Genomic DNA, 26,960 nt, shown 5'->3' with positions numbered 1-26,960 from the left:
AAAATCCTTTGTTTTGACCTTGTTAGGGTGCGAAATGTGAGTTTAAATATAATTTTTATATCATATAATAACGATCGCTCTCGAATATATTTCAAATCTAGTTCGACCATTTCCTCAAACCCAACATTACTTCTCCCACTCACTTGCCACAACCCTGTACACCCCGGGGTCACAAGCAATCGCTGTTTGTCATACTCCGTATACTGCGCTACTTCCCTTGGCAGTGGCGGCCGTGGTCCAACTAAGCTCATATCCCCTTTTAATACATTCCATAGTTGTGGTAGTTCGTCAATGCTTGTTTTGCGGATGAACTTTCCTACTTTTGTGATGCGTGGGTCATCTTTCATTTTAAACATTGCGCCGCTTACTTCATTTAAATGAAGCAAGGATTCTAGTAATTCTTCCGCATTGGTTACCATCGAGCGGAATTTATACATATAAAATTCTTTTCCGTCCTTGCCAACGCGGACTTGTTTAAAAAATACAGGTCCTTTTGGATCTTCTAGTTTAATAAGGAGCGCGACAATAAGAAATAGCCATGATAAACAAATAAGTCCTGCTAGCGCTCCGCATATATCCATGATTCGCTTGGCGATTAAATATCCTTTTTTATCATTTACAACCACTTGATGGTGACGTTTGATTTCGACAGTCGCGGTACTGCCTGGTTTCGCCAACTCCCCGTCCTCCTTATTTCTCTTCTACTTTCACATCATTTAATATTTTTTCCATGAATTGAATAAGGTCGTCTCTTAATTCGTCATGTTGCAACGCAAACTCAATCGTCGTCTTAATAAACCCGATCTTTTCTCCGACATCGTAACGCTTGCCTTCGAATTCGTAGGCGAAGACACGTTGAATTTCGTTCAATTTTTGAATCGCGTCGGTAAGCTGAATTTCTCCTCCGGCGCCGGCTTCTTGTTTTTCAAGGAATAGAAAGATTTCCGGTGTAAGTATGTATCTTCCCATAATCGCTAAGTTGGACGGCGCGGTGCCTGGCGCTGGTTTTTCGACGAATTGGCGGACTTGGTAGCGGCGTCCGTGCTGCTCGAGCGGATCGATGATGCCGTAGCGGTGCGTTTCGTTATCAGGCACTCTTTTGACACCAATAACGGAACTGAGAGTTTGTTCATATTGGTCAATTAATTGCTTTAAGCACGGTGTTTCCGCTTGGACGATGTCGTCACCAAGCAGAACGGCAAACGGTTCGTCGCCGATAAAGTTGCGCGCGCACCAGACGGCGTGGCCAAGTCCTTTCGGTTCTTTTTGGCGAATGTAGTGAATGTCGACTTTCGATGGTTCTTTTACTTTTTCGAGTAAGTCGTATTTGCCTTTTTGAATTAAGTTTTGTTCAAGCTCAAAAGCGTTGTCGAAATGGTCTTCGATTGCACGTTTTCCTTTTCCTGTGACGATGATAATATCTTCAATCCCTGATGCGATTGCTTCTTCAACGATGTATTGAATCGTTGGCTTGTCAACAATCGGCAGCATTTCTTTCGGCATCGCTTTCGTTGCTGGCAAAAAGCGCGTGCCGAGCCCCGCTGCTGGAATGATCGCTTTGCGCACTTTTTTCATGTGGTACGTAACCCCCTATGTATAGTTGGCCCCTATGCCCCCGCGCATCGGTGCAACCGCAGCTGCGCCGATGCGCCGATGCATATGGGCATAAAAAACAGTCCCTTTTTGGGGACTTAGTTTGGCAGTTTTGATTTCAGATTCAAGATTTCTTTTTCGTGATCGATCAGTTTGTCGAACATCACATCGGATCGGCGCTGCAAGTACGAGACGGTGACATCGACGGACTTTCTGATGCTGGTGACATCGTTTAAAATGAGGGATTGATTGTGTTTGGAAATGCGCAGCTCTTCGAGGATTCGTTCTTGCGTCTGCTTCATGCCGGCCATCTCGTGTTCTAGTGTTTGTTGGCCTTGTTGCAGCTGGGTGATGTCTTTTTGGATTTGAGAAACTGTCGTTTCCAATGTCCGTTGGCCTTCTTGGAGCTGGACGATCTCACGCTGCAATGCATTCTGGCCTTCTTGCAACTGGACAATGTCTTTTTGAATTTGAGAAACCGTCGTTTCCAATGTCCGTTGGCCTTGTTGCAGATGAATGACCTCACGCTGCAACGCCTTCTGCCCTTCTTGGAGCTGGGCAACGTCCTTTTGAATTTGGGAAACCGTGGTTTCTAATGTCTGTTGGCCTTGTTGCAGCTGGGTGACATCCTTCTGAAGTTGTGATACGTCTTGCTGCAGCTGCGATACGTCTTGACGAATGTGTCCGACTGTGCCTTCCAACCGCTCGAGCCTGTCGTGGACTGGTTTCAGTTCTTCTTGCAAGACGGAACGAAGCAATTCTTTCAGCTCTTGGCTCATGGCTTCACCTCCTTGACGCCATTATAGCATGGCGCGGCAGGGAAACGTTACAACGTGTATTCTCCTTGTCCGGAGTCATTCAGTGGAATGCGTTGATGAGGAACTTCATGCCCCAAAATGACAAGGCTTGGATCATCCCAGTCCGCATACGGCGGCTTCTTCACAGGTTTGCCCACCGGTTGCCGAAACAAAGCTGGATCTGGCGAGTTTTTCGATAAATGGTCATCCTGGTAGGCCGTGTATACACATATTTTTGAAAAAGGCGGAAGATCCAAAAGCCCTCGTAACATATAGGCATGAAGCATGCCTCCTTCAAACTGCTGTTTCGCCTTTTCCCAACTCTTCACTCTTACTGTTTTTTTACATTCAAAAATGTGCAGTTCCCAACATTGCTTCTCTCTTCTGACAAAGACGATGCCATCGGGTGTGTTTTTGGTTCGAAGATAAGGGAATCCGTTGTTAGGCTTGATCGAAAACACTACGGCTTCGTTGGAACAGTGGAGCGTTACTTGTGCTTCTCCCGATTTTTCCTGCTCGATCACATATAACGTTCCGCCTGTTTCCCCCGTTTTCTCATAAAAGCTTCGCTCAAGGTATTCGAGGTTATTCATCCTCTCCATCCTCTTCCCCGATCTGGAATGCATACGTCTCTTCATTCAACTGCCAAATGACTTCATTGAACGTTTCCGCCGGAAAGCCGTTTTCGGTCGGAATGAGCGGCGTGATGATCGTGTCTTGGCCTTGCATGCGGAACTGGTACGCCCTCACCTTTTTCGGATCAATCGCGTCCTCATCGACATAGCCATACGTTTTCATCAACTGTTCTCTCTTTGGATGCTGGTGAAGTTTGATCAAATTGTTCACCTGTTGGAACAAAATATCGCTATGGGTGGTCAACCACACCGGCATGCCTCGGTTGGCCAACTTGACAAGCGCTGTCGCTAATATGCGCTGGACGCGTGGATGCAGATGCGCTTCTGCCTCTTCAAAAAAGAGTGAACGGTACGTTGCTTTTGATTTTAAAAACAAAATGAGCGGCGACAGTTCAGTTACAAGCGACGATGTGACGTATAACGGCAAGCGCTCTTGTTTGCCTTGTGGGCAATAGTAGAACGATGGAATCGGTCCTTTTTCTTGGTCCATGGTTCCGTTGGCAATCTCGGTTTCAATAAATCGTCCGATGTCCGCATATTTCGACTGTCCGCTTTCCTCCAAACGCAACAACGCTTGCAAGAATCGATAGACAGGCAACGTGAAGTCAAGGGATGGTTCCTCATGTTCTTCGTTGATCATCCGTTCCATCATCTCTTGCACCAGCGCCTTGTAAGACAACATGAACCCTGTTCTCGAAGCGGGCAAATACAGCGCTTCGCCAATGGCCCGCCCTTGGATGCCGCCTTGTCTGGATGGCGGGTAAAACGGCGATGTAAGTCCATCCATCAGCAAATTCCACGTAATGTATTGAGCCATGCGATACCGCTCTGTCGCTTGTCCCTTGCTTCGATCCGTATACGGGATGCGAATATAGTGTTTCCCCGTCGAAAAACGAGTGCCTTGGAGCGAATCTTTCTTTTCAAAGATGATTCGCAGCGGTTCAGAACGGCGGTACCGCTCGATGCTTAACGAACCGATCGGGATTTTGCGCCGAAAAATCGTTCGAACCAACTCGCTTTTTTTGTTTCTGAGAACATCATTAAACCATTGGACAAACAGTTGCGCTTCACGGTCTTGGATGAGGCAGTCATCGCCGATAGACGATTCAAGAAAGCGATCGATTTCCTTGTACGTGGACGTGTTCGGAGGGTCTTTTGGAAACAGCTTGCGCCCCTCGGACAACACCCCCCAAAGAAGCGACATCAGATAGCTTTTCCCACTGTTGTTGTCGCCGACAAACAACATTAACGGGGCAATATCGATTTCCCCCTGTTTGATCTTTCCAAATCGCTCAACCTTTAACGCCCAAGTTTGTTCCATGCGCGCATCGCCTCTTTTCACAGATTACGGATCCTCTATCTTTCTATTATAAACGATACGCCTGACTCATAATCACTGAATTAGATAAAAACGAGTGAAAAATCGGGCATCTAACCCGCCCTCACGCCACACCCTCGACGACGGGCGTCTAAGGTGCCGGGACCGTCATCGTCCCCACCCACGGCATGGCCGAGTGCCTCCATTGATAACGGTAAGGAGACATCACCGGAAAAAGCGCGAAGCAAGAAAACGGCCTGTCTTTAAGACCAAGAAGCCGCTGCTAGGAATCTCTCGCCGCGCAAGCCAAACTGTCTTAAAGAAAGAGCCACCGCTATTGGATGCCGTTCGACATGATCCTGAATCGTTCTACAAGAAACAAGCCATGTTTCGACACCGAACGGACAAAAAAAGAAGTATCTCTTCTACTTTTTTATGGCTCTTCACTAAAAGTTGTACTTGATTTTTTCTGAACATACCCTATTTACGCTTGTGAGGGAAAATCAGCACTTTTTGCATATCTTTGTGCAGGAAACCGTATTGCTTGTCAAGTACATGTTGTGGTGAAGAGCCTTTTTTATATCATACTGCCAACTATTTCTAAAAGAGGCCAAGGAACTTTTTCTTTTTCACCCGCTGTGGTTCGTCGCGGAACACGGCTTGGCCGCGAACGAGCAGCTCGGCGTTCTCTTGGAAGTAGTACACCATGTCTGTCCCGTATTCTTTCCGGATCACCTCGTACGCCTCGCGGAGGCGAAACGGCCGCGTTTTCGTGTTGTGGGCGTCCGAGGCGATGAAATGGGCCAAGTTCGCCTCCATCAGCTGAAACGAGAACGCCTTGATTTTCTTGCCGAAATGGCCTGTAACGCTCGATGCCGTCAGCTGGGCCAAGGCACCGCGTTTGACGAGCTGGTACAGCCGCTCTGGATATTCGATGATTTCAACGTTTCGCTCCGGATGGGCGATGATCGGGATGAACCCTTTTACTTGCGCATCAAAGAGGAGCTGCTCCGCATACTTCGGCACGTGATCGGGCGGAAATTCGATCAAGACGTATGGCGTATCGGCAAGCGTCATCACCTCGCCGCGGGCCAGGCCGTCAAGCAAGTCGCCGTGGATGCGCACTTCTTGGCCTGGAAGCACGTTCAAGGTAATGCCGCGCCGTTTCAATTCGTCGTTCAACTCAGCCGCCAAGGAAAGGACGGCTGGTCTTGGGTTTTCATACGTCCCATTTTGATGATGGGGAGTGGCGATGATCGTCGCAATCCCTTCGCTGGCTGCCGCTTGCGCCATGGCGATGGCGTCTTCCATTGTCGACGCTCCATCGTCAACACCTGGTAAAACGTGGCTATGAATGTCGATCATCGTCACTCCTCCTCGCTTTTTCGTTCTACTAAACAACTATTATGGTAACATAGGAAAAACGGGCTATCAACGGGAGAAATTTGTCGAACATCGTCGAAATGGAAGACAAATTCCACCAATTAGGGACAAGCTGGAACGCCAGCCAATGCGGCTGTCAGTTGTCTTCTTTTCGAAAACGATCTATAATCGAAATGGTATGCACGAAAATTTCTGAACGGAAAAGGAAGAGTGCGCATGAGAGCAGAACGTCGGAAAAAGAAGAAAACATGGCTCCGCTGGGTGACGGGATTGCTCGTCGTGTTATTCGCTGGAGCGGGAATATTCGCCTATTCTATTTATCATCATGTGAAACAGACGGCGAACCAAATGCATGAGAACGTCAACTGGAAGTCGGAGAAGCGAAAAGAAGACGTTTCGTTTGAACGGAAGACGCCGATTTCCATTTTGTTGATCGGCGTTGATGAACGCAAAGGGGATCGCGGGCGCGCGGATACACTGATTGTGATGACGGTGAATCCGAACAAGCAGTCGATTGACATGGTGAGCGTGCCGCGCGACACAAGGACCGAAATCGTTGGAAAAGGGACGGAAGATAAAATCAACCACTCGTACGCCTTTGGCGGCGTGGAGATGACAATGGCGACGGTCGAGCATTTCTTGGACATCCCGATTGACTATTACATTAAAGTCAACATGGAAAGCTTCCGCGACATTGTCGATGCCGTCGGCGGTGTGACGGTGAACAACCCGTTCGCGTTTACGTATGAAGGAACGCATTTCCCCAAAGGTGAGATTACATTGAACGGGGACGAAGCGCTGAAATACTCTCGCATGCGGAAAGAGGACCCGCGCGGCGATTTCGGGCGCCAGGATCGGCAAAAGCAGATCATTCAAGCGATTATTGAGAAAGGCGCCAGCTTCTCGTCGCTTGCCAATTACAGCGATGTGCTCGCAGCGATCGGGAAAAACGTGAAAACGAACTTGACGTTTGAGGAAATGAAAGAAATTCAAGCGAATTACAAAGACGCCCGCAAGCACATTAAGCAGCTGCATATTACGGGACAAGGGACGAAAATCAACGGCATTTATTACTTGCTTGTGCCGGAGAGCGAACGGCTGGCGATTTCGAATGAGTTGAAAGAACATCTCGAGCTGAAAGCGACAGCGGTGAAGTAATGCGACAGTGCTGACCCAAAAGGCCGTCTGTCTTCAAGATAGGCGCAACATATAGTGTGGAAAAAGTGGTCAAGTGCACATATACGGAGACGAACGAGGGCGTCCCCATCCTTTTGGGACGCCCTCGTTTTTATCGGGCAATGAAATGCTTGGCGAGCGCATCGGCCCACACGTTGGCGCCTTCTGCGGTCGGCAAGTCGGTTTGCGGGTCGACGTAGCGGTTCAGTTCCTCGCTGTTTGCATCCGGCCAGGCGGGCCAATGGTTGATATAAGGATAACCGTTCTCTTTCGCGAACGCTTCAAGCTGCTCGACTTGCCGCGGATAGTAGGTCGCGTTGTAAATCGGGTTCGGCGGCTGCAAGATCACGACCGCATTCGGGGCCGCCGATTTGAGTTGGTCGATGATCGATTGGATGTGGGCAAGCGTGTCGTCGATCGTCACGACGCCGTTGTCGTTTAACAAAAACGGTTCAAGCAAGACAAGATCAGGCTTGTCCTTGACCCAGTCGGCGGCGATGCGCTGTCGGTCGGCGTCGGCGGTCGTCAAGCCCTCGTATTCGTGGACGGTGATGTGAAACACGCCTTTCCCGTAGGCGTCATCGAGCGCTTGTTTCAACCGCTCAGGCCAGCCGCCGTTTTCTGGCGTTGATTCGGAGCCAGCGATGACAAGACGGATCGGACGGTGTTCCTCCACCGCCCGCTTGATGGCAGCTTGCGCGGCCGCTGGCAGCTGCCTAGCGCGGGCGAGGATCGCTTCCGTTTGGCTCGTCTCCGTTTCCTGCTTGGCGGATGTTTCGACTTTCGCCCGCGCCGCTTGCACGGTGGCTTCGATTTTTCGCTCCCAGTACAAGTGACCGGTGATCAGAAAGGCAAGGCAAGCGGCGGTGAGCAAAAGGATGAAGACGAAGTTTCTCAACGGTTCTCTCCCCTTTTCTCTATCAGAACGGCTTCCCGCGGTCGGGAAGCCGTTTGTGGTTACTTGTATTGATAGTAATAATAATACCCGCCGTCGCGGTGCTTCCGCTTGTTCAAGACAACGCCGAGCAGTTTGGCGTTGGCCGCTTCGAGCAGTTCTTTCGCCTTGACCGCCGCTTCGATTTCGGTGCCGCCGCTTTCGATGACCAAGACGGTGCCGTCGCATTGATTGGCTAAAATTTGCGCGTCTGTCACGGCCAAGACAGGCGGGGTGTCGAAGACGACAAGGTCAAACGTCTCATACAGCTGTTCGAGGCATTGCGCCATCGCTTTCGAGCTGAGGAGCTCGGCGGGGTTGGGCGGAATCGGGCCCGACGTCAAAACCGACAAGTGATCGATTTCGGTCGCTTGGCACGTCGACAACAGCGGCGCCGAACCCGTTAAGACGTTGGTCAGTCCTTTGTAGTTGTTTAAGCGGAACGTGTAATGGACGGTCGGTTTGCGCAAGTCGGCATCAATGAGCAATGTCTTTTTCCCTTGCTGGGCGAAGACGGCAGCCAAGTTCGCCGCGGTGGTCGATTTTCCCTCGCCAGGTCCGGTTGACGTGACAATTAGGGAGCGGAGCGGCGCATCAATGAATGAAAATTGGATATTCGTTCGGATCGTCCGGTATTGCTCTGCAATGGGGGATTTTGGATTCTCGACCGTGATCAGCTTCCGTTCCGCTTTGCGGATTGATGCTGCTGGTTTACGAGCCAATGGTTTCACCTCTTGTTTGTGGAATGGCGGTTTCGCGTTTCGCTTTTTGCCCGCCTTCCGCCGTGATCAAACTGACCGCACCGAGCACCGGCAGGCCGAGATGTTTTTCGACGTCTTCTTCCGTCTTGATCGTGTTGTCCAAATATTCAAGCAGGAACGCAAGCCCGACACCCGTCATCAAGCCGACAACAAAGGCGATGGCCATGTTCAGCAATGGCTTCGGTTTGACCGGGGCTTGATGGTCTTTCACTTCCGCTTTCGAGAGAATCGTTACGTTGTCGATGTTCATGATTTTGACGATTTCGTTTTTGAACACTTCCGCGGTTTTGTTGGCGATCTCAGCCGCCAAGGCGGGATCGGGATCTTGGACGGTGACGGAGAACACTTGCGAGTCTTTTTCGCTTGAGACTTGAATCTGTTCGTTCAGCTCGTCGATCGTCCGGTCAAGGCGGAGCTCGTCTTTCACTTTTTCCAAAATGGTCGGGCTTTTGATGATGACGCTGTACGTGTTGATGAGCTGCACGTTCGTTTGGATTTCATTGAAGTTGTAGAGCTGCTGCTCCGATTTCGCTTGGTTGACGAGAATTTGTGTCGATGCCTGATAAATCGGCGTTAATAGAAAATAGCTGACCACACCGCTTACAACGGTCGCTAGCGCGGTGATCAGCACGATGAGCCAAAGCCGTTTGCGCAATGTTTCGAACAGCTCACGCAGGCTGATGGTTTCTTCCATCCGTGTTCCCCCTCTCTTGTTTGCCTCCGTCTTGCTTGACGTTCGCTGAATGTACGCCCCTTCTGATGTAGAATGGGTGGGCTGTGCGGGTGTTTTCCCCGCAAGGACATCGCGGTGTTCGACCTCTGTCCCGATCTTTCGAACATGAATCGACATTCCCATTATAGCGAATAGAAAGGGACATCGCTAGCCGAAATGAGTACTAATTTTGGCCAAATGAAAAGGCCGCCCGACAGGCAGCCTTTGTTTGCGCTATTCATCTTTATTGTCTTTGTCGTTCGCATCCCGCGGGTCTTCAATCGGGTCTTCGCGGTCCGGAACCGTATCGCGCTCATCGTCGCCCGGTCCGTTGTTCGTATCGTCTCCCGGCGGGAGTTGATTGTTTTGGTTGTCGTTCAAATCGGTATCGCGGTTGTCCGGGATGCCGTCATTGTCTTTGTCGTTGTCGACGTTATCGTTTTGGTTGATGTCATCAGCCGGGTTCATGTCTCGGTCGTTGACATCGTTTTGGTTGTTTGGCGGCGGCGGATTGTTGTTGTCGCGGTTCATATTGCATCCAGCCGCTAAAAAGAGGGCGACAAGAGCGCTGAACAGCCGGATCAGCAACGCTTTTTTCTTCATCCTATCTGCTCCTTTCTATTGGTTGTGATGACCTTATGTAAGGCCGGTCCTTGTTTATCTTTCCCAGAAAGAAACTTTTCATTCGTTCGCTATATAGCGCAGCCGACAAAAAAACGCGCTCCCCGAAGGAACGCGTTTTGTTCAGTCAGCTCGTTTGTCGCCAAGAGCGAACATCAACTCCGTTTCGCAGACAAGCTCGCCGTCGACGGTGGCGATGCCTTTGCCTTTGCCGATGGCGCCGCGGACGCGGAGAATTTCGACTTCCAAGCGGAGCTGGTCGCCCGGTTTGACTTGCTTTTTAAAGCGGCAGTTGTCGATGCCGGCGAAAAAGGCGAGGCGGCCGCGGTTTTCCTCACTTTGCAAGAGGACGACGGCGCCGACTTGGGCGAGCGCCTCGACGATCAACACGCCGGGCATGACCGGGTATTCAGGGAAGTGGCCGGCGAAATAGGCTTCGTTGGCGCTGACGTTTTTGATGCCGACGGCGCGCTTTCCTTCTTCGATTTCCAGAATGCGGTCAACAAGCAAAAACGGATAGCGGTGCGGGATGATCGCTTGGATTTGTTGGATGTCAAGCATAGAAACACTCCTTTTCATGATCATCAAGACGATGACGCGGCGAGGTGCTGCTTACGTCCCTTTTTCGACAAAGTCGAGGATGTGCTGCCACGTCGACGGGCGGAACACGTCAATCCACGCTCCGTCGCCGATGGCGCTGTAGCCGACGACCGCACCGGCGGCGAGGCTTAAGGCCATCAAGGCGGCGACGATGATGAGCCGAAGCCAAATCGGGATGAGCCGGGTGCGCGCGAACCGGCGCGGCGCGGCCGCCTCCCCTTCCGGCGGAAGGGCTTTGGCTTCCGGTTCGGCGGGGGCCGGCGGGCTCTTTCTTACTCGGCCTTTCCGCCTTGCCATCCGGGAAGACGGCGAGCTCATAGGTTCTTGATGCCTCTCGTCACTCATCGCGATCCTCCTTATGAGGAGCGCATGCCGTTAATCAGCCCGAGCATTTGTTCGGAGATGGAAATGGCGCGGGCGTTCAGCTGATACGCTCGGCTTGTCGCCATCAGGCCGACCATTTCTTCGCCAAGGTCGACGTTCGACTGTTCCAAGGCGCCTTGTTTGACGCCGATTTGGCCACGCAAATTGCCGTTGAGCTCCCGAGCGGCGCCAGGGACATCCGGCAAGGTGAAGACGTTGTCGCCCTGGGCTTCGAGAAGCTGCGGACGGTCAATGGCGGTGACGCCAAGGTTCACGCGGGCAACAACCGCACCGCTGGCATCAGTGGCCGTCAGCGTCCCGGTCGGGGAGAGCTGAAAGCCGGTTGTGCCGGCGGGAAATTCGATGGGCCGATTCGCTTCATCGAGCACCGGGCGGCCGTCGCTTGTCACGAGGGCGAGACGCCCGCCCATAGGAGTGATAGAAAAGTTGCCGGCGCGGGTGTAGCCGATCGTTGTGGCGCCGTTGGCATCGGTGACTTGAACGCGAAACCATTGGTTGGCGGCAGTGAAGGCGAAATCGAGCGCGCGGCCGGTCTCAACGAGCGCTCCTTGCGTGGATACAAGCATCGTCGAAGCGAGGCGCGCCCCGTTGCCATAGCGCGCGCCCGCCGGCGTCTCGCGGGGCGCTTCGTCGTTCGGCAGGCGGTCGACTTGCTGAGCGAGGAGCTCAGCGAAGCTCGCTTCGCGCCGTTTAAAGCCGACGGTGTTGCTGTTGGCGATGTTGTGGCTGATCGTATCAAGCCGCTCTTGCAAGGCGTTCATCGTGTTGGCGGCGGTGAGCATCGAACGAAGCACGGGCTTGTCCTCCTTTTGTCATCATTTCAGGCGGCCGACTTCATTGACGGTCTTGTCCAAGCTGCGGTCGTACGCTTGGATGATTTTTTGGTTTGCTTCAAACGTGCGGTAAGCCGCGAGCAAGTCGGTCATCGTCCGCTCAATGTCGACGTTCGACCGCTCGAGAAAACGCTGTTTCACCGTATACGTCACATTGCCGAGCGCCTGCGGCAACGACCCTGTCGTGCTGCGGAATAAGCCGTTTCCTTCCTTGACCAACGTTTGCGGATTGGCGGCGAATGCAACGCCGAGACGGGTGGCCGTCCCATTCTCATCGATGATCGTTCCATCGTCGCGGACCGAGAACCGCTCGCTTGAGAGCGGAATGCGCTCGCCATTGGCATTAAGCACATACCAACCCTCTTGCGTCGTCAAGTAGCCGTCCGGGCTCAAGGTGAAATGACCGTTTCTCGTGTAGCGGACCTCGCCCTCACCTGTTTCGACGGCAAAAAACAGCGCGCCCCGCTGGCCGCTTGCCCGGTCGACGGGGACTTGTCCATCGACTAAGGCTACATCAGTGGAGAGACCGGTTTCTTTAATATCCCCTTGGCGGAAGTTCGGGATGAGTTCTTGCATATAGACGCCCGTAACGAGCGGCCCAATGACGGTTTGCGTCGGGATGGCGCGCCTTGAGGCGGTCGGGATCGGCTCGTCCTCGAGGCGGCTCATCAACAGTTCCGGAAACGCTCTCATCGCTCCTGCATCAGCTTTGTATCCCGGCGTTTCGGCGTTCGCCAAGTTGTTGGTCAGCATCTCGACGCGCCGCTCCTGGGCGAGCATGCCGCTCGCGGCGGTATACAATCCTCTTAGCATGACAGCTCCCTCGCTTGTCCATGAAAATTCGTGGCAGAAAGCCGCTGCCGGCGTTGGCGGGCGGCTTGTTGATTCCATTATAGGCGGGCGGGGGCGGCAGCCGCATCCCCCGCTTTTCCTTTTTTACACCAACTGCGATTTCGGCGCGCGGTCGATGTTCTCAAGCATCAGCCCGGTGCCAAGGGCGACGCAGTCCATCGGATTCTCCGCGACAAACACCGGAAGCTTCAGCTCTTCGGCAAGCAGCAAATCGATGCCATGCAAGAGGGCGCCGCCGCCCGTTAAGATGACGCCTCGGTCGATGATGTCGGCCGACAGTTCCGGCGGCGTGCGCTCGAGCACGCTTTTCGCGGCTTGTACAATCAAGGACACCGGCTCGCGAAGCGCCCGTTCGATCTCCTCCGAACGGACGGTGATCGTGCGCGGCAGTCCGGTGACGAGATCGCGGCCGCGGACGTCGATTTCTTCGGTCCGTGCGCCTGGGAATACCGTTGCGACCTTAATCTTGATTTCCTCGGCCGTTCGCTCCCCAATGAGCAGCTTATATTCGCGCTTGATGTAGTTTAAAATCTCCATATCAAACTTGTCCCCGGCCATTTTAATGGAAGAGGCGGTGACGATGTCTCCCATCGAGAGAACCGCGACGTCAGTCGTGCCACCGCCAATATCAACGACCATGTTTCCGCACGGCTGAAAAATGTCCATTCCGGCGCCAATGGCTGCGACTTTCGGCTCTTCCTCCAAGTACACTTTTTTGCCGCCGCTTTTTTCCGCTGCCTCTTTGATCGCTTTCCGTTCCACGGATGTTGTGTTCGTCGGGCAACAAATCAAAATGCGCGGTTTGGCGAAAAAGCCTTTTAGGTCGAGCTTGCTTAAGAAATGCTTCAGCATCGCTTCGGTAATGTCAAAATCCGCGATGACGCCGTCTTTGAGCGGCCGAATGGCAACAATATTCCCAGGAGTACGTCCGACCATTCGTCGTGCTTCTTCGCCGACTGCCAGCACTTTGTTCGTGTGTTTATCGATCGCCACGACGGACGGCTCATTGAGCACGATGCCTTTGCCTTTGACGAAAATGAGGACGTTCGCCGTGCCTAGGTCAATGCCGATGTCTCGTGAAAACATATGACTTGCTCCTCCTTGCCTCTGCCCTAAAATCATTCCTAATTGTTTATTCTACCATATTTGCCTCCCGGAATGATACTGCAAACGGCAGATGGCAAGGAAAAAGTCAGTTGTTTTTCACCGTCTGCTTTTTATACTTTTTCTTCGTTGCTTCCCCGCCGCGCAAATGGCGGATCGATTTATGGTAATCGAGAATTTGTTTGACTTCTTGGGCCAGTTCCGGGTTGATTTCCGGCAGCCGCTCGGTCAAGTCTTTATGCACGGTGCTTTTGGATACGCCAAATTCTTTCGCAATGACGCGAACGGTTTTCCTTGTCTCCACGATATACTTGCCAATCTTGATCGTACGCTCTTTGATGTAATCGTGCACACCACTCGCCCTCCCTAGGTTGGATGTGAGAAGTGAGAAGTGTGAAATGAGACTCGTCTTGCCACTGATGAGCGCCGCTTTCGTTGGATGTCTTAGAAGCGTCTTCATCGCGTCGCTTGCCGGTTGTGAACGATCCCCACCTCAACCACTCTCATTGCTGTTCAATTTGTAACATTTTATTAGACAAATCGGGCATATATACCAGAAATATCAAGGCGGACAACGGTTTTTTCACAATTTTTTTGCGGTTTGTAACGGAGAGAAAATGGGAAACGACTATAATAGAAAAGTCAAAGGAGGAGCGAGAATGGGAAACGGAAAGACGATCGGCATCATTGCGGCGCTCGTGGGAGCAGCAGCGGCGAGTGCGTTGTTCATGTACACAAACAGCAGTGATCAACCGCAGGCGAAAGACGATTTGCTTGGCCCCGCTCCGGCCGGCAAACCAGCGCCCGCGGGCGGAAAAGGCATCATCGCCGGGACGCTGGAGCCGTCGCTCACGTACGAAAGGCAAAACGATGCTTACGTGTTTACCTTTACGGTCAAAAACCAAACCGAACGCGTGCAAACAGTGACGTTTACGAGCTCGAAAAAGTATGACTACGTTTTATACCGCGATGGACAAAAGGTGAAGCAGTTCAGCGAAGGGAAGATGTTTGCGCAAATTTATGAGGAACGGACGTTAAAACAAGGAGAAGAGCTGTCGTTTCAGGAAACGTTCCGCGGTCTAGAGCCGGGGACGTATACGCTTGAGTGGTGGCTCGCTGATCCAAACTGGCCGAACGCGCGGGCGACGGCGACGTTTACGGTCGAGTGAAGGCGCTTCCGATTTGCCTTCGCGGCTGTTGCCGCGCTCGCCATCCGGCGTCTAAATTAGGAAAACGCTCCTGTCCCGAGCGCTTTTTGCGGCCTTTTCCAACAGGAATTTCTGCATCGATGTTCTTTTTTGCCCGCGCTGCCACAAAAAGAGGGATGCTCACCCATGGATGAAGCATCCCGTTGCAGCGCCGAAAAGATTTTCCCTGCATTACGACAAAAAGAAAGCCCCATACACAAGCGCCAAGACGATGACGTACGCTGGGTGGATGCGCCATTTGCCCAGCAGCAAAAAAGCGCTCGCGGCGGTGAGAAACGCCGTTTGGCCGAGCCCGGCCCCTTCGTACGATTCGCGGAAAAGGTCGATCGCCATAATCCCGAGCATCACGGCGATCGCTGGGCGGATGTAGGCGGTGAGCCGCTTCACTTGCGGCGCGTCTTTCCATTTGTACAAGAGCCCAAGCAGCGCCAACAGCAAAACGAGCGACGGAGCGACGCTGGCAAACACGGCGACGACGGCGCCAAGGACGCCGGCTTGTTCGTATCCGATATAACCTGCCATTTTCGTCGCAATGGGGCCGGGAAGAGAGTTGCCAAGCGCCAGCACCTCGCTGAATTCGTTGACCGTCATCCAGCCGTAGCGGTCAACGACCTCGTGCTCGATGAGTGGGATGGAAGCCGGGCCGCCGCCGTAGCCGAGAATGCCGGGCCAAAAAAAGGCGAGAAACAGCTGCCAGTAGATCATGACGACGCCCTCCTTTCTCCGCCTTTGTCTCTATCCACCGCCTTCGGCTTGCTTCGGCCGACAAACGCGGCCGCAAGCAACACTGCGACCACAAGCGCCGGATGAAGGCCGAGCCACTGCAAGGCCAAAAAGCAGGCAAGAAGGAGCAGGGCGGCCGGCCGCCAGCCGAGGGCGGCGCGCGCCTGCTTGGCGAACTGCCACGTCATTTCCGCCAACATGACCGCCACGACCGGCAACACCGCTTTTGTCATCCCGGCCACCCACGGCGTGTCTTTGAACGACGACAGCGCGGCCAGCAGCACGATCATCAGCACGACCGTCGGGGCGGTCGTCGCCAAAACGGCGTTTAGGAGCCCCAGCGGGCCCCCGACGCGATGGCCGATATAGCCGGCGAGCTTCGTCGCAATCGGGCCGGGCAAGGCGTTGGCAATGGCGAGAATTTCCGCAAACTCTTCATCGGTCATCCACCGGTATTTTGTCACCACTTCGGCGCGCACGAGCGGGATGGAGGACGGGCCGCCCCCATACCCGAGCATGCCGACGCGGAAAAACGCGAGAAACAAATGCCATTGGTTCATGTATGTCATTCCCTTACCGTTGGTTTACCAAGCGGCGACCGCGCCGTCCGTGCGCGGCTCCGTCCCGGCGGCGAGCACGCCGGTGTGCGGATCGCGCCAAATGATTTGCCCGCGGCCGAACGGACCGCCATCAAGTGCGACGCGGATGTCATGCCCTTTGCGGGCGAGCGCTTCGGCGATATGGCGCGGGAAGTGCGGCTCGACGAGCACTGTTTTCCCCTCCATCCACTGCCAGCGCGGCGCATCGAGCGCCGCTTGCGGGTTCAAGTCAAAATCGATGGTGTTCATGATCACTTGCAAATGCCCTTGCGGCTGCATAAATCCACCCATGACGCCGAACGGGCCGACCGGCGTGCCGCCTTTGGTCAAAAAGCCGGGGATGATCGTATGGTACGGCTTTTTCCGCGGCGCCAACCCGTTCGGATGGTGTTCATCGAAGACAAAGTTATGGCCGCGATTGTGCAGGGCAATGCCGGTGCCAGGGACAACGAGGCCCGAGCCAAAGCCCATGTAATTGCTTTGAATATAGGACACCATATTCCCTTCGCCGTCGGCGGCGGCTAAATAGACCGTGCCGCCTTTGGGCGGCGTCCCCGGCTCCGGCGTGAGCGCCTCATCGCCGATTTGCGCCCGGCGCGCGGCGGCAAACGACTCCGACAACAGCTCGTCTGGGCTGCAGCTCATATAACGGCGGTCGGCGATGTACGCTTTTCCATCGGCAAAGGCCAGCTTCATCGCCTCGATTTGCCGGTGGTGCGTCTCGACATCCGGGACGCTTGGCACGTCAAACCCGTTCATGATGTTGAGCGCCATCAACGCGACAATCCCTTGCCCGTTCGGCGGAATTTCCCATACCTCATACCCGCGGTAAGAGACGGAGATCGGCTCGACCCATTCCGGTTCGTACTCGGCGAGGTCGTCCGCCGCCAAAAAGCCGCCGTATTGCTTCGAGAAGGCGGCGATTTTTTCCGCCAGCTCGCCGCGGTAAAAGCTTTCCGCCTCCGTTTCGGCAATGGAGCGGAGCGTCGCCGCATGGTCCGGAGACGCCCACACTTCCCCGATCTTCGGCGCGCGGCCGCCCGGCGCAAACGTCGCAAACCACGAGGCGAACTCCGGCCCGTTCAGCGCTTCTTTGTACACCCGATAAGCGTTCGCCCAGTATTTGCCCAGCACCGGCGATACTGGGTAGCCGTTTTCCGCATAGGCGATCGCCGGAGCGAGCGTTTCGGCAAGCGGCAGGCGGCCAAAGCGCTTGGACAGCGCCGCCCACGCCGCCGGCGCACCCGGCACCGTCACCGGAGCGAAGCCGTATTTCGGCATCTCCGTATAGCCGCGCTCTTTGAGCGCTCCAATCGAGATCGATTTCGGCGCATAGCCGCTCGCATTCAGGCCGTACAGTTTCCCATTCGTCCAGACGAGAGCGAACGCATCGCCGCCGATGCCGTTCGATGTCGGCTCAACGACCGTTAAACAGGCGGCCGCGGCGATCGCCGCATCAATGGCATTGCCGCCTTTTTTCAACACATCAAGCCCCGCTTGCGCCGCGAGCGGCTGCGACGTTGCGACGACGCCGTTTTTCGCAAACACCGTCATCCGCTGCGATGGGTATGGGTGGTATAGGTAGTCCATGGCAACCCCTCCTCACTTCACTTCATGGCAAGCGACGAAATGGCCTGAAGCCGCTTCTTTCCACTCTGGCCGCTCTTGTTTACATCGTTCTGTCGCCACAGGGCAGCGCGTATGGAACGGGCATCCTTTTGGCGGGTTGGCCGGGTTCGGCAAGTCGCCTTCAAGACGAATGCGCTCCCGCCTAGCGCCCGGCTTCGGCCGTGGAATGGCAGACAATAATGCTTTCGTATACGGGTGCAGCGGATTGGCGTACAGCTCCCGCGACGGCGCAAGTTCGACGGCATGGCCCAAATACATGACAAGCACCCGGTTGCAAAAATGACGAACGACCCCTAAATCGTGGGAGATGAACAAATACGTCAGCTCATGTTTTTCTTGAATGTCTTTTAACAGTTTAATGATTTGTGCTTGAACCGATACGTCCAACGCAGAGACCGCCTCATCGCAAATAACGAGCGACGGGTTTAAGGCGATCGCTCGGGCGATGCCGATCCGCTGTCGCTGCCCGCCGCTGAATTCATGCGGGTATCGGTCGTAATGTTCCGGACGAAGCCCGACTTCTTGAAGCAAATGCAATACCCGCTCTTCGCGTTCGGCCTTTGTCATGTTCGTATGGATGATAAACGCTTCCTCCAAGGCATGTCCGATGCGTTGGCGAGGGTTGAGAGACGCATACGGATCTTGAAACACCATCTGCATCTCTTTTTTCCACTTTTTGCGTTGCCGTTCCGGCAAACGGCTGATCTCTTCCCCCCGAAAGAAGATGGCGCCCCCCGTCGCCTCTTCAAGGCCAAGAATCGTCCGGCCAAGGGTCGATTTTCCACACCCTGACTCGCCGACGATGCCAATGCTTTCCCCGGCAAATACATCAAGGGAAACGTTCTCCACTGCTTTGACGTAGCCTTGGATGCGTCGCAACACTCCCCCTCTGATCGGGTAATATTTTTTAACGTTTTCCAACTTAAGAAGTGGCTGCTTGGACTGGCTCATGGCTGTGAGCACCCTCCTCTAGCCAGCAACGGACAGAATGGTTGTTGCTGATTTTTCTCTCCAGCGGCGGCGCCGTGCGGCATCGGTCGGTCGCAAACGGACAGCGCGGGTGGAAGCGGCAACCGTCAATTTGTTCATTTAAACTGGGTAACGTCCCCGGAATCGGTTCGAGCGAATACTCCTCATCATCCACGCTTGGCACGGATTTCAACAACCCTTTTGTGTACGGATGGCGCGGGTTGGCGAAAATACTTTCGACATCGCCTTCTTCCACTTTCTCACCAGCATACATGACCATCACTCGATCCGCCATTTCCGCGACCACGCCCATGTCATGAGTGATCAAAATGACGGCCATATTCAATTTTTGTTTCAACTCATTGATCAAATCCAAAATTTGTGCCTGAATGGTCACATCCAAAGCAGTTGTCGGTTCATCCGCAATGAGCAAGCTCGGATGACAGGCAAGCGCCATGGCGATCATGACACGTTGCCTCATCCCGCCGCTCAACTCATGCGGGTATTGTTTCATCCGCTTTTCCGGAAATGGGATGCCGACTTGCTTGAGCAGCTCAATGCTTTGTTCGTGCGCTTCCCGTTTTGACAGTCTTTTATGAAGCATCAATGGCTCACGAAGTTGATAACCAACTGTAAACACAGGGTTGAGCGCTGTCATTGGTTCTTGGAAAATCATCGAGATTTCATTGCCGCGAATGCGGCGCAACTCTTCTTTCGGCAATTTCACCAAGTCGCGTCCTGCAAACTCAATCGATCCGCTCTCAATCTTCCCGTTGTTAGGAAGCAACCCCATAATCGACAGCGAGGTGATGCTTTTCCCGCACCCTGATTCGCCGACAATGCAGAGTGTTTCTCCTTTGCGGACGGAAAAAGAAACCCCCCGCACGGCGGAGACTTTTCCCTCCGCCGTGCTGAAGGTCGTGACAAGGTTCTCGACACGCAACAATGTTTCAGCCATGCTATCCCCTACTCTCTGTGAACGTGATAGAGCGACCATTGTCCTGTCGGATCGATCTCCAATCCTTTCACCGATTGATCAACAGCCGCCGTCACGACGCCATGGTTCATGACAACAACGGCAGCATCTTTCAACAAGAATTCATTCGCTTTTTTCAACTTTTGTTTCCGCACTTCTGGATCGATCGTCGTACGTGATTCTTCGACAAGTTTGTCAAAGGTTGGGTTGCTGTAGAATGTACGGTTCGATACACCTGCGTTTTTTGAATGGAAGTTTGGATAGAACAGCTCGCTGCCATCTGCCGTACTATTGGTCCACCCAAGGAATGTCATATCGTATTTTCCTTGCTTTGTCGCGTCAAGGAAGGTTCCCCATTCCATCGATTCAATTTCAGCGTTAATGCCGACTTCTTTCAATTGCGCTTGGACGATCTCAGCCATTTTCATATAGCTTGCTGTGTTGGCGACGAGAATTGTAATTTTTGTGCCTTTATATCCGTGTTTCTCGATTAATTGTTTTGCTTTTTCCGGATCGTAGCTGTAAGCGACGTTTTCTGACGATTCATCATAACCGAACACTTTCGGACCGATGACGCTGTTTGATTTCACCCCAAGTCCTTTCAGCTGCTGAATATACTCATCTTTGTTGATCGCATAGGAAACCGCTTGACGGAAGGCAAGCTCGTTCATCGGTTTCTTTTTCATATTAAAGCCTAAATAGTAGACTGGTGTGCCTTCCTTTTTGATCAGCTGAACATTTTTCATCGATTCGACGCGGGACAACTGTTCAGCCGGGATATTGTCGATAAATTGCACATCGCCCGTTTGCAGCATCGAAATCGCCGTCGTCACTTCCGGAACAACTTTGAACGTCACTTTTTCCAACTTCGGCGCCCCTTGCCAATAGTCATCGTTTTTCTCTAATGTCACATGGTCGCCCGGCACCCATTCAACAAATTTAAACGGGCCAGTGCCGACCGGCTGTTTCATTAAATCTTGTTTTTGATCAGCCGTCGGACTGACAATGGAAGCGTTCGTATGCGACAAGGCCGCCAACATCGGACCATACGGGTATTTCGTTTTGATCACTACCGTGTAATCATCTTTCACTTCCACCGATTCGACCGGTTCAAGAAGCGATGCCCTTGGCGCCGCTGTCTTCGGGTCTCTTAGTTTATCAAACGTATACTTGACCGCTTCCGCATTAAAGTCGGTGCCGTCATGGAATTTAATTCCTTTTTTCAATTTGATGACCCACGTCTTATCATCCGGAGTTTCATACGATTCCGCCAAATGCGGCTTGATTTCCATCGTCTCCGGATCACGGACGAACAACGTTTCATACACTTGCTCGATAACGGCAGACGAGACGGAATCGTTCGTTAGAATCGGCGAAAGGCCAACGACGTCAGATGTCGTCGCATACGTCAATTCCTGGGCGACGGTTCCTTTCCCTTGCGAACTGGACGAGGCGTTGTTAGAAGCGGATTTGCCTCCGCATCCAGCCAGTGCTCCAGAAATGGCAAGCATGAGAACAAGCAAGACGTAAGACCAATACTTCTTTTTCACTGTTCCTTCCCTCCAAAACGGTTTATTTATTTATGTTTGATTAATTGATATCCATGTTCGGATCCAGCGCATCGCGCAATCCGTCGCCAACGACGTTAAAAGCGAAAACGACGAGCATAATCGCGATGCCCGGGACGATCGTCATATGCGGCGACGTCCACATAAACGCTTGTCCGGCGGCAATCATGGCGCCCCACTCCGGCGTCGGCGGCTGAGCGCCGAGCCCCAAATAGCTGAGCGAGGCAGCAGATAAAATGGCCGTTGCCATGCGCATCGTCGCAAACACAATGATCGGCGCCAAACAGTTTGGCAAAATATGCTTGATGATAATGCGGGCGTTGCTTGCCCCGAGCGCTTTCATCGCTAAAATATATTCGCGATTTTTTACTGACAAGACACTGCCACGGACGATGCGGGCGCATGTTGGGATCGACCAAATACTGATGGCGATCGCCACATTCATCAAGCCAGTGCCTAAAATGGCGATGATGAGCATGGCAAGCAAAATGCCCGGAAACGCAAACAGCAAGTCGACAATCCGCATGATCAGTCCGTCGAGTTTTTTATAATACCCTGCCAACAGGCCGAGCGCCACCCCACCGATCAGCCCTAAGCTGACGGAAACGATGCCGACAACGAGGGAAATGCGGGCGCCATAGACGATGCGACTCCAAATATCCCGCCCGTAGTTATCGGTTCCAAGCCAATGTCCATCAGAAAAAACCGGAAGCTCAGCCGCTGACAAATTTTGCTTTATCGGATCATGGGTGGCGAGCCACGGGGCGAAGATGGCCATGAGTACTTGAATAGCGATGATGACAAGCCCCACAACTGCTAACTTGTTTTTCAACAACCGCTTGATCGTGGTGATGTACATTTTTTCTTTCTTGCGTCCAAGGCCGGCTGTGGCATGGCCTGTATTCACCGCTGCACCGGTTTCCATCGATTTTCCCCCTTTCTATCGTTCTTTTAATCGTAACTAATACGCGGGTCGATAAACGTATAAATAATGTCAACAATCAGGTTGACTAAGACAAACAACGTAGCAACAAGCAAGACGGAGCCTTGCACCATCGGGAAGTCCCGGGCGGCAATGGCTTGCACCATCAGGCGGCCGACGCCGTTAATGGCAAAAACCTGTTCGGTGATGATCGTCCCGCCGAGCAAAAAGCCAAAGTTTAGACCAATAACAGTAATGACTGGAATCATGGCGTTGCGCAAGGCATGCACCCAAATGACCGTCCGCTCTCTTAAGCCTTTGGCCCGTGCTGTCCGAATAAAGTCGGCTCGGATGACCTCGAGCATCGACGAACGGCTCATTCTCGCAATCATTGCTGCTGACCCGGTCCCAAGCGTAATGGCCGGCAGCACCAGCTGCTTCAACCCTTCTGCCGTATAAAATGGCTGATCCAGCCCGCCGACTGGAAGCAACTGCAAGTTGACCGCGAAAATTAAAATGAGTACGGTGCCAAGCCAAAAGTTCGGGATCGAAATGCCTGCCAAAGCAAACGCGGTGCTGGAGACGTCAAACCATGAATTTTGCCGGATGGCAGAAATAATGCCGGCGACAACACCGATGATCACCGCGACGATAATGCTGGCGATGGCTAGCTTAAGCGTGTTCGGAAACCGCGTCATGATCGCGTCCCACACCGGCTGCTTCGTTTGGTACGAATAGCCGAGATCGCCATGAAACAGCCCGTTCATGTAGCGGCCATACTGGACAAGGAATGGGTCGTTAAGCCCTAAATCTTCGCGGATGGCCTCGATGTCTGACTGTGATGCGGTCGGGCCAGCAATGATCGTTGCTGGGTCCCCCGGAGCGATATACATGCTCGTAAAGACGAGGAACGAGATGCCGACCAATAGGAGGATAAGCTGAAAAAATCTTCTGACAATCATCCCTGCCATCATACTCACTCCTTTCCGTTGTTTATATAAAAGAGAATTTTATATTCATTTGTTAATTAAAACCAAATTGATATTTAACAAAGTTAATTTTTATTTCGTTTTTTATGATTATATAGGAATTCGAATCATTTTTCTACATAATTCTCTAAAAAAAAAATTGAATTTTTTGGCTCTTCACCAAAAGTTGTACTTGATTTTTTCTGAACATCCCCTATTTACGCTTGTGAGGGAACATCAGCACTTTTTGCCTATCCTTGTCAGGAAACCGTTGTCAAGTACATGTTGTGGTGAAGAGCCAATTTTTTATTATGAATAAAAAAACGCCCCTTTACGGGACGCTTTTTACCGGGTTTCACGGCCCTGCCAGAGGCGGCCGCTACAACTTCAACCCCGTCCGGCTCTTGAAGCGGCGAAGCAAAATATGGCTTTCGACTCTCGTGATGCCTTCTAACGCATACAGCTCATTGTTGATGAATTTTTCGAGGGCGGCAAAATCTTCAACGAGAACGTGCATATGGAGCGTGCTCGGACCGGTCATTTGGTAGCAGCTCGCCACGTTTGGGTTTTCGGCCAGCTTTTGCGCCACTTCGACCAAATACGCTGGTTCACAGTCGACCTCGAAAAACGCTGAAACTTGCTTGCCGAATTTCTCTGAATTGATGACAACGGTGAACTTTTCAATCACACCGTGCTTGACGAGCTGATTGACCCGCTCGCGGACGGCGACGCGCGAAAGGTTCAGCTTTTTGCCGATGTCGACGTACGACATGCGGCCATCTTCAATCAACAGTTCAAGAATTTTGCGATCGATGTCATCTAGTTTCATCGCCTTGTCACCCCGCCTAGCATCCATTTTTCTATCATTATAACGGCTCTAGCATGAGGTTAAAAGCTTTTTCAATCCCCGTCCGCACCCCCTGCGGTGCAAAAGTCTCGTGAAACGACGATGAAAAAAGACCCGCCCGCTTGTCTTGTCTTGGCAAACGGACAGGCCTTTTCGTCGCGTTTTTCGTTTCCTCTTGCTCGACGCCTTGTCGATTACGCTCTTGCCATGCCGATCGAGGCGTCTGGCGTTTTGTAGGATGAAGCGTCGTTGTTTTCGTCTTGATGGTTGTCGCTTGGCGTCGTCGAATGGTCGTCAGCCGATGGTTGTTCATTCGCTGGGTTTTCGTCTGTCGGCGCTGTTTCGTCACTTGGCATCAATTCTTTTTCTTTGCTCGTGGCGGCGCGATCGGTTCCCGTTTTGTCTTCCGCTTTGTCAGTCAAAGCCGTCAACGGTTTGTCGACATAATCGATCGGGTTGACCGCCCGGCCGTCTTTGCGAATTTCAAAGTGGACGTGGATGCCGGCTTCTTTGTTGAATTCGCTTTGCCCTGCCTTGCCGATCACTTCACCTTGTTTCACCGTGTCGCCGGCTTCGACTTTCACATCAGCGAGCGATTGATAGACGGTCGTGACCCCTTGTTCATGATTGATTTCGACAACATAGCCCAAAATCGGGTCTTTTTCCGCTTTCGTCACCGTGCCGCTTAAGGAAGCGGTGACATCAAACGTTTTGCCGTCTTGGCGCACAAGATCGATGCCTTGGTTCGGGTGGTACGTATGATCATAAAAGACGAGGGCTGCTTCCTGTTCTGCTTCCGATGCTTTGTCATCGTAGAATGGCGTTTTCACTTGCACCGCATTTGGATCAAGCACCGGCATCGCAATCGTTTCGACCGTTTCATTGACCGGAACAGCCGGATTTTCTTGCTGGGCGGTGCCGTTTTTCGCCACGTTGTCTCTGCCCGTATTCTCCTCTTTGCCCAATTGGAACCAAAGCGCACCAGCGACGATTAATGCGGCAGACGATAAATAGATCGCCGGAAATACCCAACGTTTGCGGAACAGACGCTTCAGCGACGATTGTTTTTGTTCCTCTCTCATGTTCATCACCTCAGCAACCATTTTGAACAGAAAGAGGAAAAGATATACACATAGAAAATAATTTTTTCACTTATTTTTTGACATTCGACTAGATTTTATGCAAAAAAATGAGGGGCGCATGGCGAGGGGCGTCTCCCTGCCGTTTGCCCCGAACATTTGACAGAAAACCGGGGCGGCAGAACCCCGGTTCATCCATTTTTCGCGGTCAATTTGTTTAAAAACGCCGTCGCCGACGAAATATGGACGCCGCGGTAATAATATTTAACGATGTCGGCGTACGTTTTCCCTTCTTTGGCCATAAAGTTGGCGCCGTATTGGCTCATGCCGACGCCATGGCCGTAGCCTTTTGTCGTAATGATGATGTCATCTCCGTTGCGCACCCAGGTGAAATCACTCGACGGCAATCCGAGCCGTTCGCGCACATCGCGGCCCGTAAACGTCTTGCCGCCAATCTTCACTTCGCCGACGCGGCGGCCGGGAGTGCGCGATACAATGACGCCGACTGAGCCGTCAGCGGGCAGTTCGACCCCCAGTCTTCGCTCGAATTCCGCCACTGGCATCGTTTTTCGCTGGTAAAACTTCGGGGATTGTTTGTCCCATGGGCTGGCGACACTTTTTAAATACGGAAAATCGCTTTGCCAATAGGCTTCCGAATTTTCCGTATAGCCGTTGCTTGTCGAAAAAAACAGCGCCTCGATCGGCTCATTGTTGTATGTCAAAATTTGCCCTTGCGTGTCCATCACCGCTTTTGTCACTTTTTTCATTTTCCAATCGTAGTCGCTGCCCCATAGTTTTCGCAGTTCGTCATCGCTGTAATAGACTTGATGAGCCACCGTGTCGGTCACATTCGCTCCTTTTGGCAGGCGAAACGGCTGGTTGGCGAGCAATTGCTTCACGATGTACGTTCTTGCCGTCAACGCTTGCGCCTTTAATGCCTCGAGTTCAAATTCGGCCGGCATTTCCGCCGCAACGACGCCGATGACGTATTGCTCGAGGGGAATATGTTCGACGCGTTGTTCTTTGCTTCGATAGACCGCCACGTCGATGGACGGCCCTTCGGCTGCCTGCGACCGTTGGACTTGTTCTTGCTTGTGCAGTTGTTCGGCCAATTTGGCCACCTTCCCGTCATAAAATGGAAGAACGAGCGCCGTCGGAATGACGAGGATGGCGACAAACAGCGAGAGAGCGAGCGCCATCACCGGTTTCAGTCGTTTCACCATAGCCGAGCCCCCAATATGCATTTTCCAAGCACAAGCGGACATCGCGAATGAATGCCTGCGTTGGCTTCGGTTCGTTACTATAGTTATGGGCTCGGACAAGTATATATGACAGTTTTCTTTCCAGCCAAAACCTTCATGAGCGCGTTTCGCACTCCGCCTAAAAGGCTGGTGAAAAACAACGGATTCGCTCAGTTTGTGAGAAATCGCAAGGAATGACGCTATGGTGTTGCAAGGTTTTTCCATTTGAGAAACACTGTTGGAGAACAGCATTTCCCCTTAAATCGCCAGCCTTCTAAACATGAAGCCGTTGAAAAAAGTCGGTGACGGAATAGGGGGCGATGGAACAAGGGGGTTTTCGAAAGCACATGTTTCACCACCGCCGCAACTTGCCGCGCGCGATGCGATCAAGCTTATGGAGAAACTTCATACAGACGGTCTTTCTCTGAGCTTCAAAACAGACCGTTAGGAACGAACAGTTGTTTTCTACCGTCCTTCGACGGTCGCCCGTGTTCCAAGAAAAAACGACCATTCCCTGCCAAAAGGCAA

At 52.6% G+C, this 26,960-nt stretch carries 29 protein-coding genes; 2 read left to right on the top strand and 27 right to left on the bottom strand.

Going from position 1 to position 26,960, the window contains the following annotated elements; translation table 11 throughout:
* The 6 genes from ETR37_RS10925 to ETR37_RS10900 form a co-directional block, all read right to left on the bottom strand.
* Positions 1-677: sugar transferase (locus tag ETR37_RS10925; RefSeq protein WP_164977999.1), on the bottom strand; the 677-nt coding region annotated here is incomplete at its 3' end.
* Positions 678-690: 13 nt separating this feature from the next.
* Positions 691-1,575 (bottom strand): UTP--glucose-1-phosphate uridylyltransferase GalU, encoded by an 885-nt coding sequence (gene galU, locus ETR37_RS10920; protein WP_129447253.1) that lies wholly within the window; start codon positions 1,573-1,575, stop codon positions 691-693.
* 116 nt (positions 1,576-1,691) lie between these two features.
* Entirely contained in the window at positions 1,692-2,372 is a 681-nt protein-coding gene (locus tag ETR37_RS10915; protein WP_129447252.1) for a hypothetical protein, read from the bottom strand.
* 47 nt (positions 2,373-2,419) lie between these two features.
* Positions 2,420-2,983, bottom strand: a complete 564-nt coding sequence (locus tag ETR37_RS10910; protein ID WP_013146577.1) for a hypothetical protein — start codon at positions 2,981-2,983, stop codon at positions 2,420-2,422.
* The gene (locus ETR37_RS10905) at positions 2,976-4,346 is read right to left on the bottom strand and encodes an AAA family ATPase (protein ID WP_129447251.1); all 1,371 of its coding nucleotides are present in this window, start codon (positions 4,344-4,346) and stop codon (positions 2,976-2,978) included. Before ETR37_RS10905 ends, ETR37_RS10910 begins: the two co-directional genes overlap by 8 nt.
* Before the next feature lie 597 nt (positions 4,347-4,943).
* A complete protein-coding gene (locus tag ETR37_RS10900; protein WP_129447250.1) occupies positions 4,944-5,708 on the bottom strand; it encodes a tyrosine-protein phosphatase in 765 nt (254 codons plus the stop codon).
* Between the two features lie 234 nt (positions 5,709-5,942).
* Between ETR37_RS10900 and tagU the strand changes: the two genes are divergently transcribed.
* Positions 5,943-6,884, top strand: coding sequence for a polyisoprenyl-teichoic acid--peptidoglycan teichoic acid transferase TagU (tagU, locus tag ETR37_RS10895; protein WP_129447249.1), 942 nt, complete (start codon positions 5,943-5,945; stop codon positions 6,882-6,884).
* 130 nt (positions 6,885-7,014) lie between these two features.
* Here the strand turns inward: tagU and ETR37_RS10890 are convergent, their stop codons facing one another.
* From ETR37_RS10890 to spoIIID, 10 genes are all read right to left on the bottom strand, one after another.
* Positions 7,015-7,800 (bottom strand): SGNH/GDSL hydrolase family protein, encoded by a 786-nt coding sequence (locus ETR37_RS10890; RefSeq protein ID WP_129447248.1) that lies wholly within the window; start codon positions 7,798-7,800, stop codon positions 7,015-7,017.
* Between the two features lie 59 nt (positions 7,801-7,859).
* Positions 7,860-8,558 (bottom strand): CpsD/CapB family tyrosine-protein kinase, encoded by a 699-nt coding sequence (locus ETR37_RS10885; RefSeq protein WP_129447247.1) that lies wholly within the window; start codon positions 8,556-8,558, stop codon positions 7,860-7,862.
* On the bottom strand, positions 8,548-9,291 hold the full coding sequence (locus ETR37_RS10880; RefSeq protein ID WP_129447246.1) for a YveK family protein: 744 nt from the start codon (positions 9,289-9,291) through the stop codon (positions 8,548-8,550). The genes ETR37_RS10885 and ETR37_RS10880 overlap by 11 nt, the downstream gene beginning before the upstream one ends.
* 252 nt (positions 9,292-9,543) lie before the next feature.
* Positions 9,544-9,912, bottom strand: a complete 369-nt coding sequence (locus ETR37_RS10875) for a hypothetical protein (protein WP_033011795.1) — start codon at positions 9,910-9,912, stop codon at positions 9,544-9,546.
* 141 nt (positions 9,913-10,053) lie between these two features.
* On the bottom strand, positions 10,054-10,491 hold the full coding sequence (gene fabZ, locus ETR37_RS10870; RefSeq protein WP_129447245.1) for a 3-hydroxyacyl-ACP dehydratase FabZ: 438 nt from the start codon (positions 10,489-10,491) through the stop codon (positions 10,054-10,056).
* A gap of 51 nt (positions 10,492-10,542) precedes the next feature.
* Positions 10,543-10,875, bottom strand: a complete 333-nt coding sequence (locus ETR37_RS10865; protein ID WP_015376037.1) for a DNA-directed RNA polymerase subunit beta — start codon at positions 10,873-10,875, stop codon at positions 10,543-10,545.
* A gap of 11 nt (positions 10,876-10,886) precedes the next feature.
* Complete coding sequence (locus ETR37_RS10860; RefSeq protein WP_015376038.1) at positions 10,887-11,708, bottom strand: flagellar hook-basal body protein; 822 nt, start codon at positions 11,706-11,708, stop codon at positions 10,887-10,889.
* Between the two features lie 21 nt (positions 11,709-11,729).
* On the bottom strand, positions 11,730-12,560 hold the full coding sequence (locus ETR37_RS10855; RefSeq protein ID WP_015376039.1) for a flagellar hook-basal body protein: 831 nt from the start codon (positions 12,558-12,560) through the stop codon (positions 11,730-11,732).
* Between the two features lie 123 nt (positions 12,561-12,683).
* Positions 12,684-13,685: a rod shape-determining protein gene (gene mreB, locus ETR37_RS10850; protein WP_015376040.1), complete on the bottom strand. Its 1,002-nt coding sequence runs from the start codon at positions 13,683-13,685 to the stop codon at positions 12,684-12,686.
* 106 nt (positions 13,686-13,791) lie between these two features.
* On the bottom strand, positions 13,792-14,055 hold the full coding sequence (gene spoIIID / locus ETR37_RS10845) for a sporulation transcriptional regulator SpoIIID (RefSeq protein ID WP_011232801.1): 264 nt from the start codon (positions 14,053-14,055) through the stop codon (positions 13,792-13,794).
* A gap of 307 nt (positions 14,056-14,362) precedes the next feature.
* Between spoIIID and ETR37_RS10840 the strand changes: the two genes are divergently transcribed.
* Positions 14,363-14,872 carry a BsuPI-related putative proteinase inhibitor gene (locus tag ETR37_RS10840; protein WP_129447244.1) on the top strand — a complete coding sequence of 170 codons (510 nt, stop codon included), beginning with the start codon at positions 14,363-14,365 and terminating at the stop codon, positions 14,870-14,872.
* A 210-nt stretch (positions 14,873-15,082) separates the two neighbouring features.
* Here ETR37_RS10840 and ETR37_RS10835 read toward each other — a convergent pair whose 3' ends face one another.
* The 11 genes from ETR37_RS10835 to spoIID form a co-directional block, all read right to left on the bottom strand.
* Positions 15,083-15,616 carry a chromate transporter gene (locus ETR37_RS10835; RefSeq protein ID WP_129447243.1) on the bottom strand — a complete coding sequence of 178 codons (534 nt, stop codon included), beginning with the start codon at positions 15,614-15,616 and terminating at the stop codon, positions 15,083-15,085.
* On the bottom strand, positions 15,613-16,194 hold the full coding sequence (locus ETR37_RS10830; RefSeq protein WP_129447242.1) for a chromate transporter: 582 nt from the start codon (positions 16,192-16,194) through the stop codon (positions 15,613-15,615). The genes ETR37_RS10835 and ETR37_RS10830 overlap by 4 nt, the downstream gene beginning before the upstream one ends.
* Positions 16,195-16,218: 24 nt before the next feature.
* Positions 16,219-17,823, bottom strand: coding sequence for a gamma-glutamyltransferase family protein (locus ETR37_RS10825; RefSeq protein WP_129447241.1), 1,605 nt, complete (start codon positions 17,821-17,823; stop codon positions 16,219-16,221).
* Between the two features lie 12 nt (positions 17,824-17,835).
* Complete coding sequence (locus ETR37_RS10820; protein WP_129447240.1) at positions 17,836-18,813, bottom strand: ABC transporter ATP-binding protein; 978 nt, start codon at positions 18,811-18,813, stop codon at positions 17,836-17,838.
* Positions 18,785-19,789 (bottom strand): ABC transporter ATP-binding protein, encoded by a 1,005-nt coding sequence (locus ETR37_RS10815; RefSeq protein ID WP_023633282.1) that lies wholly within the window; start codon positions 19,787-19,789, stop codon positions 18,785-18,787. The genes ETR37_RS10820 and ETR37_RS10815 overlap by 29 nt, the downstream gene beginning before the upstream one ends.
* Positions 19,790-19,797: 8 nt before the next feature.
* Positions 19,798-21,357 (bottom strand): glutathione ABC transporter substrate-binding protein, encoded by a 1,560-nt coding sequence (locus tag ETR37_RS10810; protein WP_129447239.1) that lies wholly within the window; start codon positions 21,355-21,357, stop codon positions 19,798-19,800.
* Between the two features lie 40 nt (positions 21,358-21,397).
* The gene (locus ETR37_RS10805; RefSeq protein WP_015376048.1) at positions 21,398-22,300 is read right to left on the bottom strand and encodes an ABC transporter permease; all 903 of its coding nucleotides are present in this window, start codon (positions 22,298-22,300) and stop codon (positions 21,398-21,400) included.
* A gap of 26 nt (positions 22,301-22,326) precedes the next feature.
* Complete coding sequence (gene nikB / locus ETR37_RS10800) at positions 22,327-23,268, bottom strand: nickel ABC transporter permease (RefSeq protein WP_129447238.1); 942 nt, start codon at positions 23,266-23,268, stop codon at positions 22,327-22,329.
* A 376-nt stretch (positions 23,269-23,644) separates the two neighbouring features.
* A complete protein-coding gene (locus tag ETR37_RS10795; RefSeq protein ID WP_015376050.1) occupies positions 23,645-24,094 on the bottom strand; it encodes an Lrp/AsnC family transcriptional regulator in 450 nt (149 codons plus the stop codon).
* 212 nt (positions 24,095-24,306) lie between these two features.
* Complete coding sequence (gene spoIIQ / locus ETR37_RS10790; RefSeq protein ID WP_119877743.1) at positions 24,307-25,194, bottom strand: stage II sporulation protein SpoIIQ; 888 nt, start codon at positions 25,192-25,194, stop codon at positions 24,307-24,309.
* A 188-nt stretch (positions 25,195-25,382) separates the two neighbouring features.
* Positions 25,383-26,414 (bottom strand): stage II sporulation protein D, encoded by a 1,032-nt coding sequence (spoIID, locus tag ETR37_RS10785; protein ID WP_011232807.1) that lies wholly within the window; start codon positions 26,412-26,414, stop codon positions 25,383-25,385.
* Positions 26,415-26,960 lie beyond the last annotated feature (546 nt).

The sequence above is a fragment of the Geobacillus sp. PK12 genome, from assembly GCF_004123125.1.
Classification (GTDB): domain Bacteria; phylum Bacillota; class Bacilli; order Bacillales; family Anoxybacillaceae; genus Geobacillus; species Geobacillus zalihae.
This window is presented reverse-complemented; position numbering and strand designations above follow the sequence as displayed.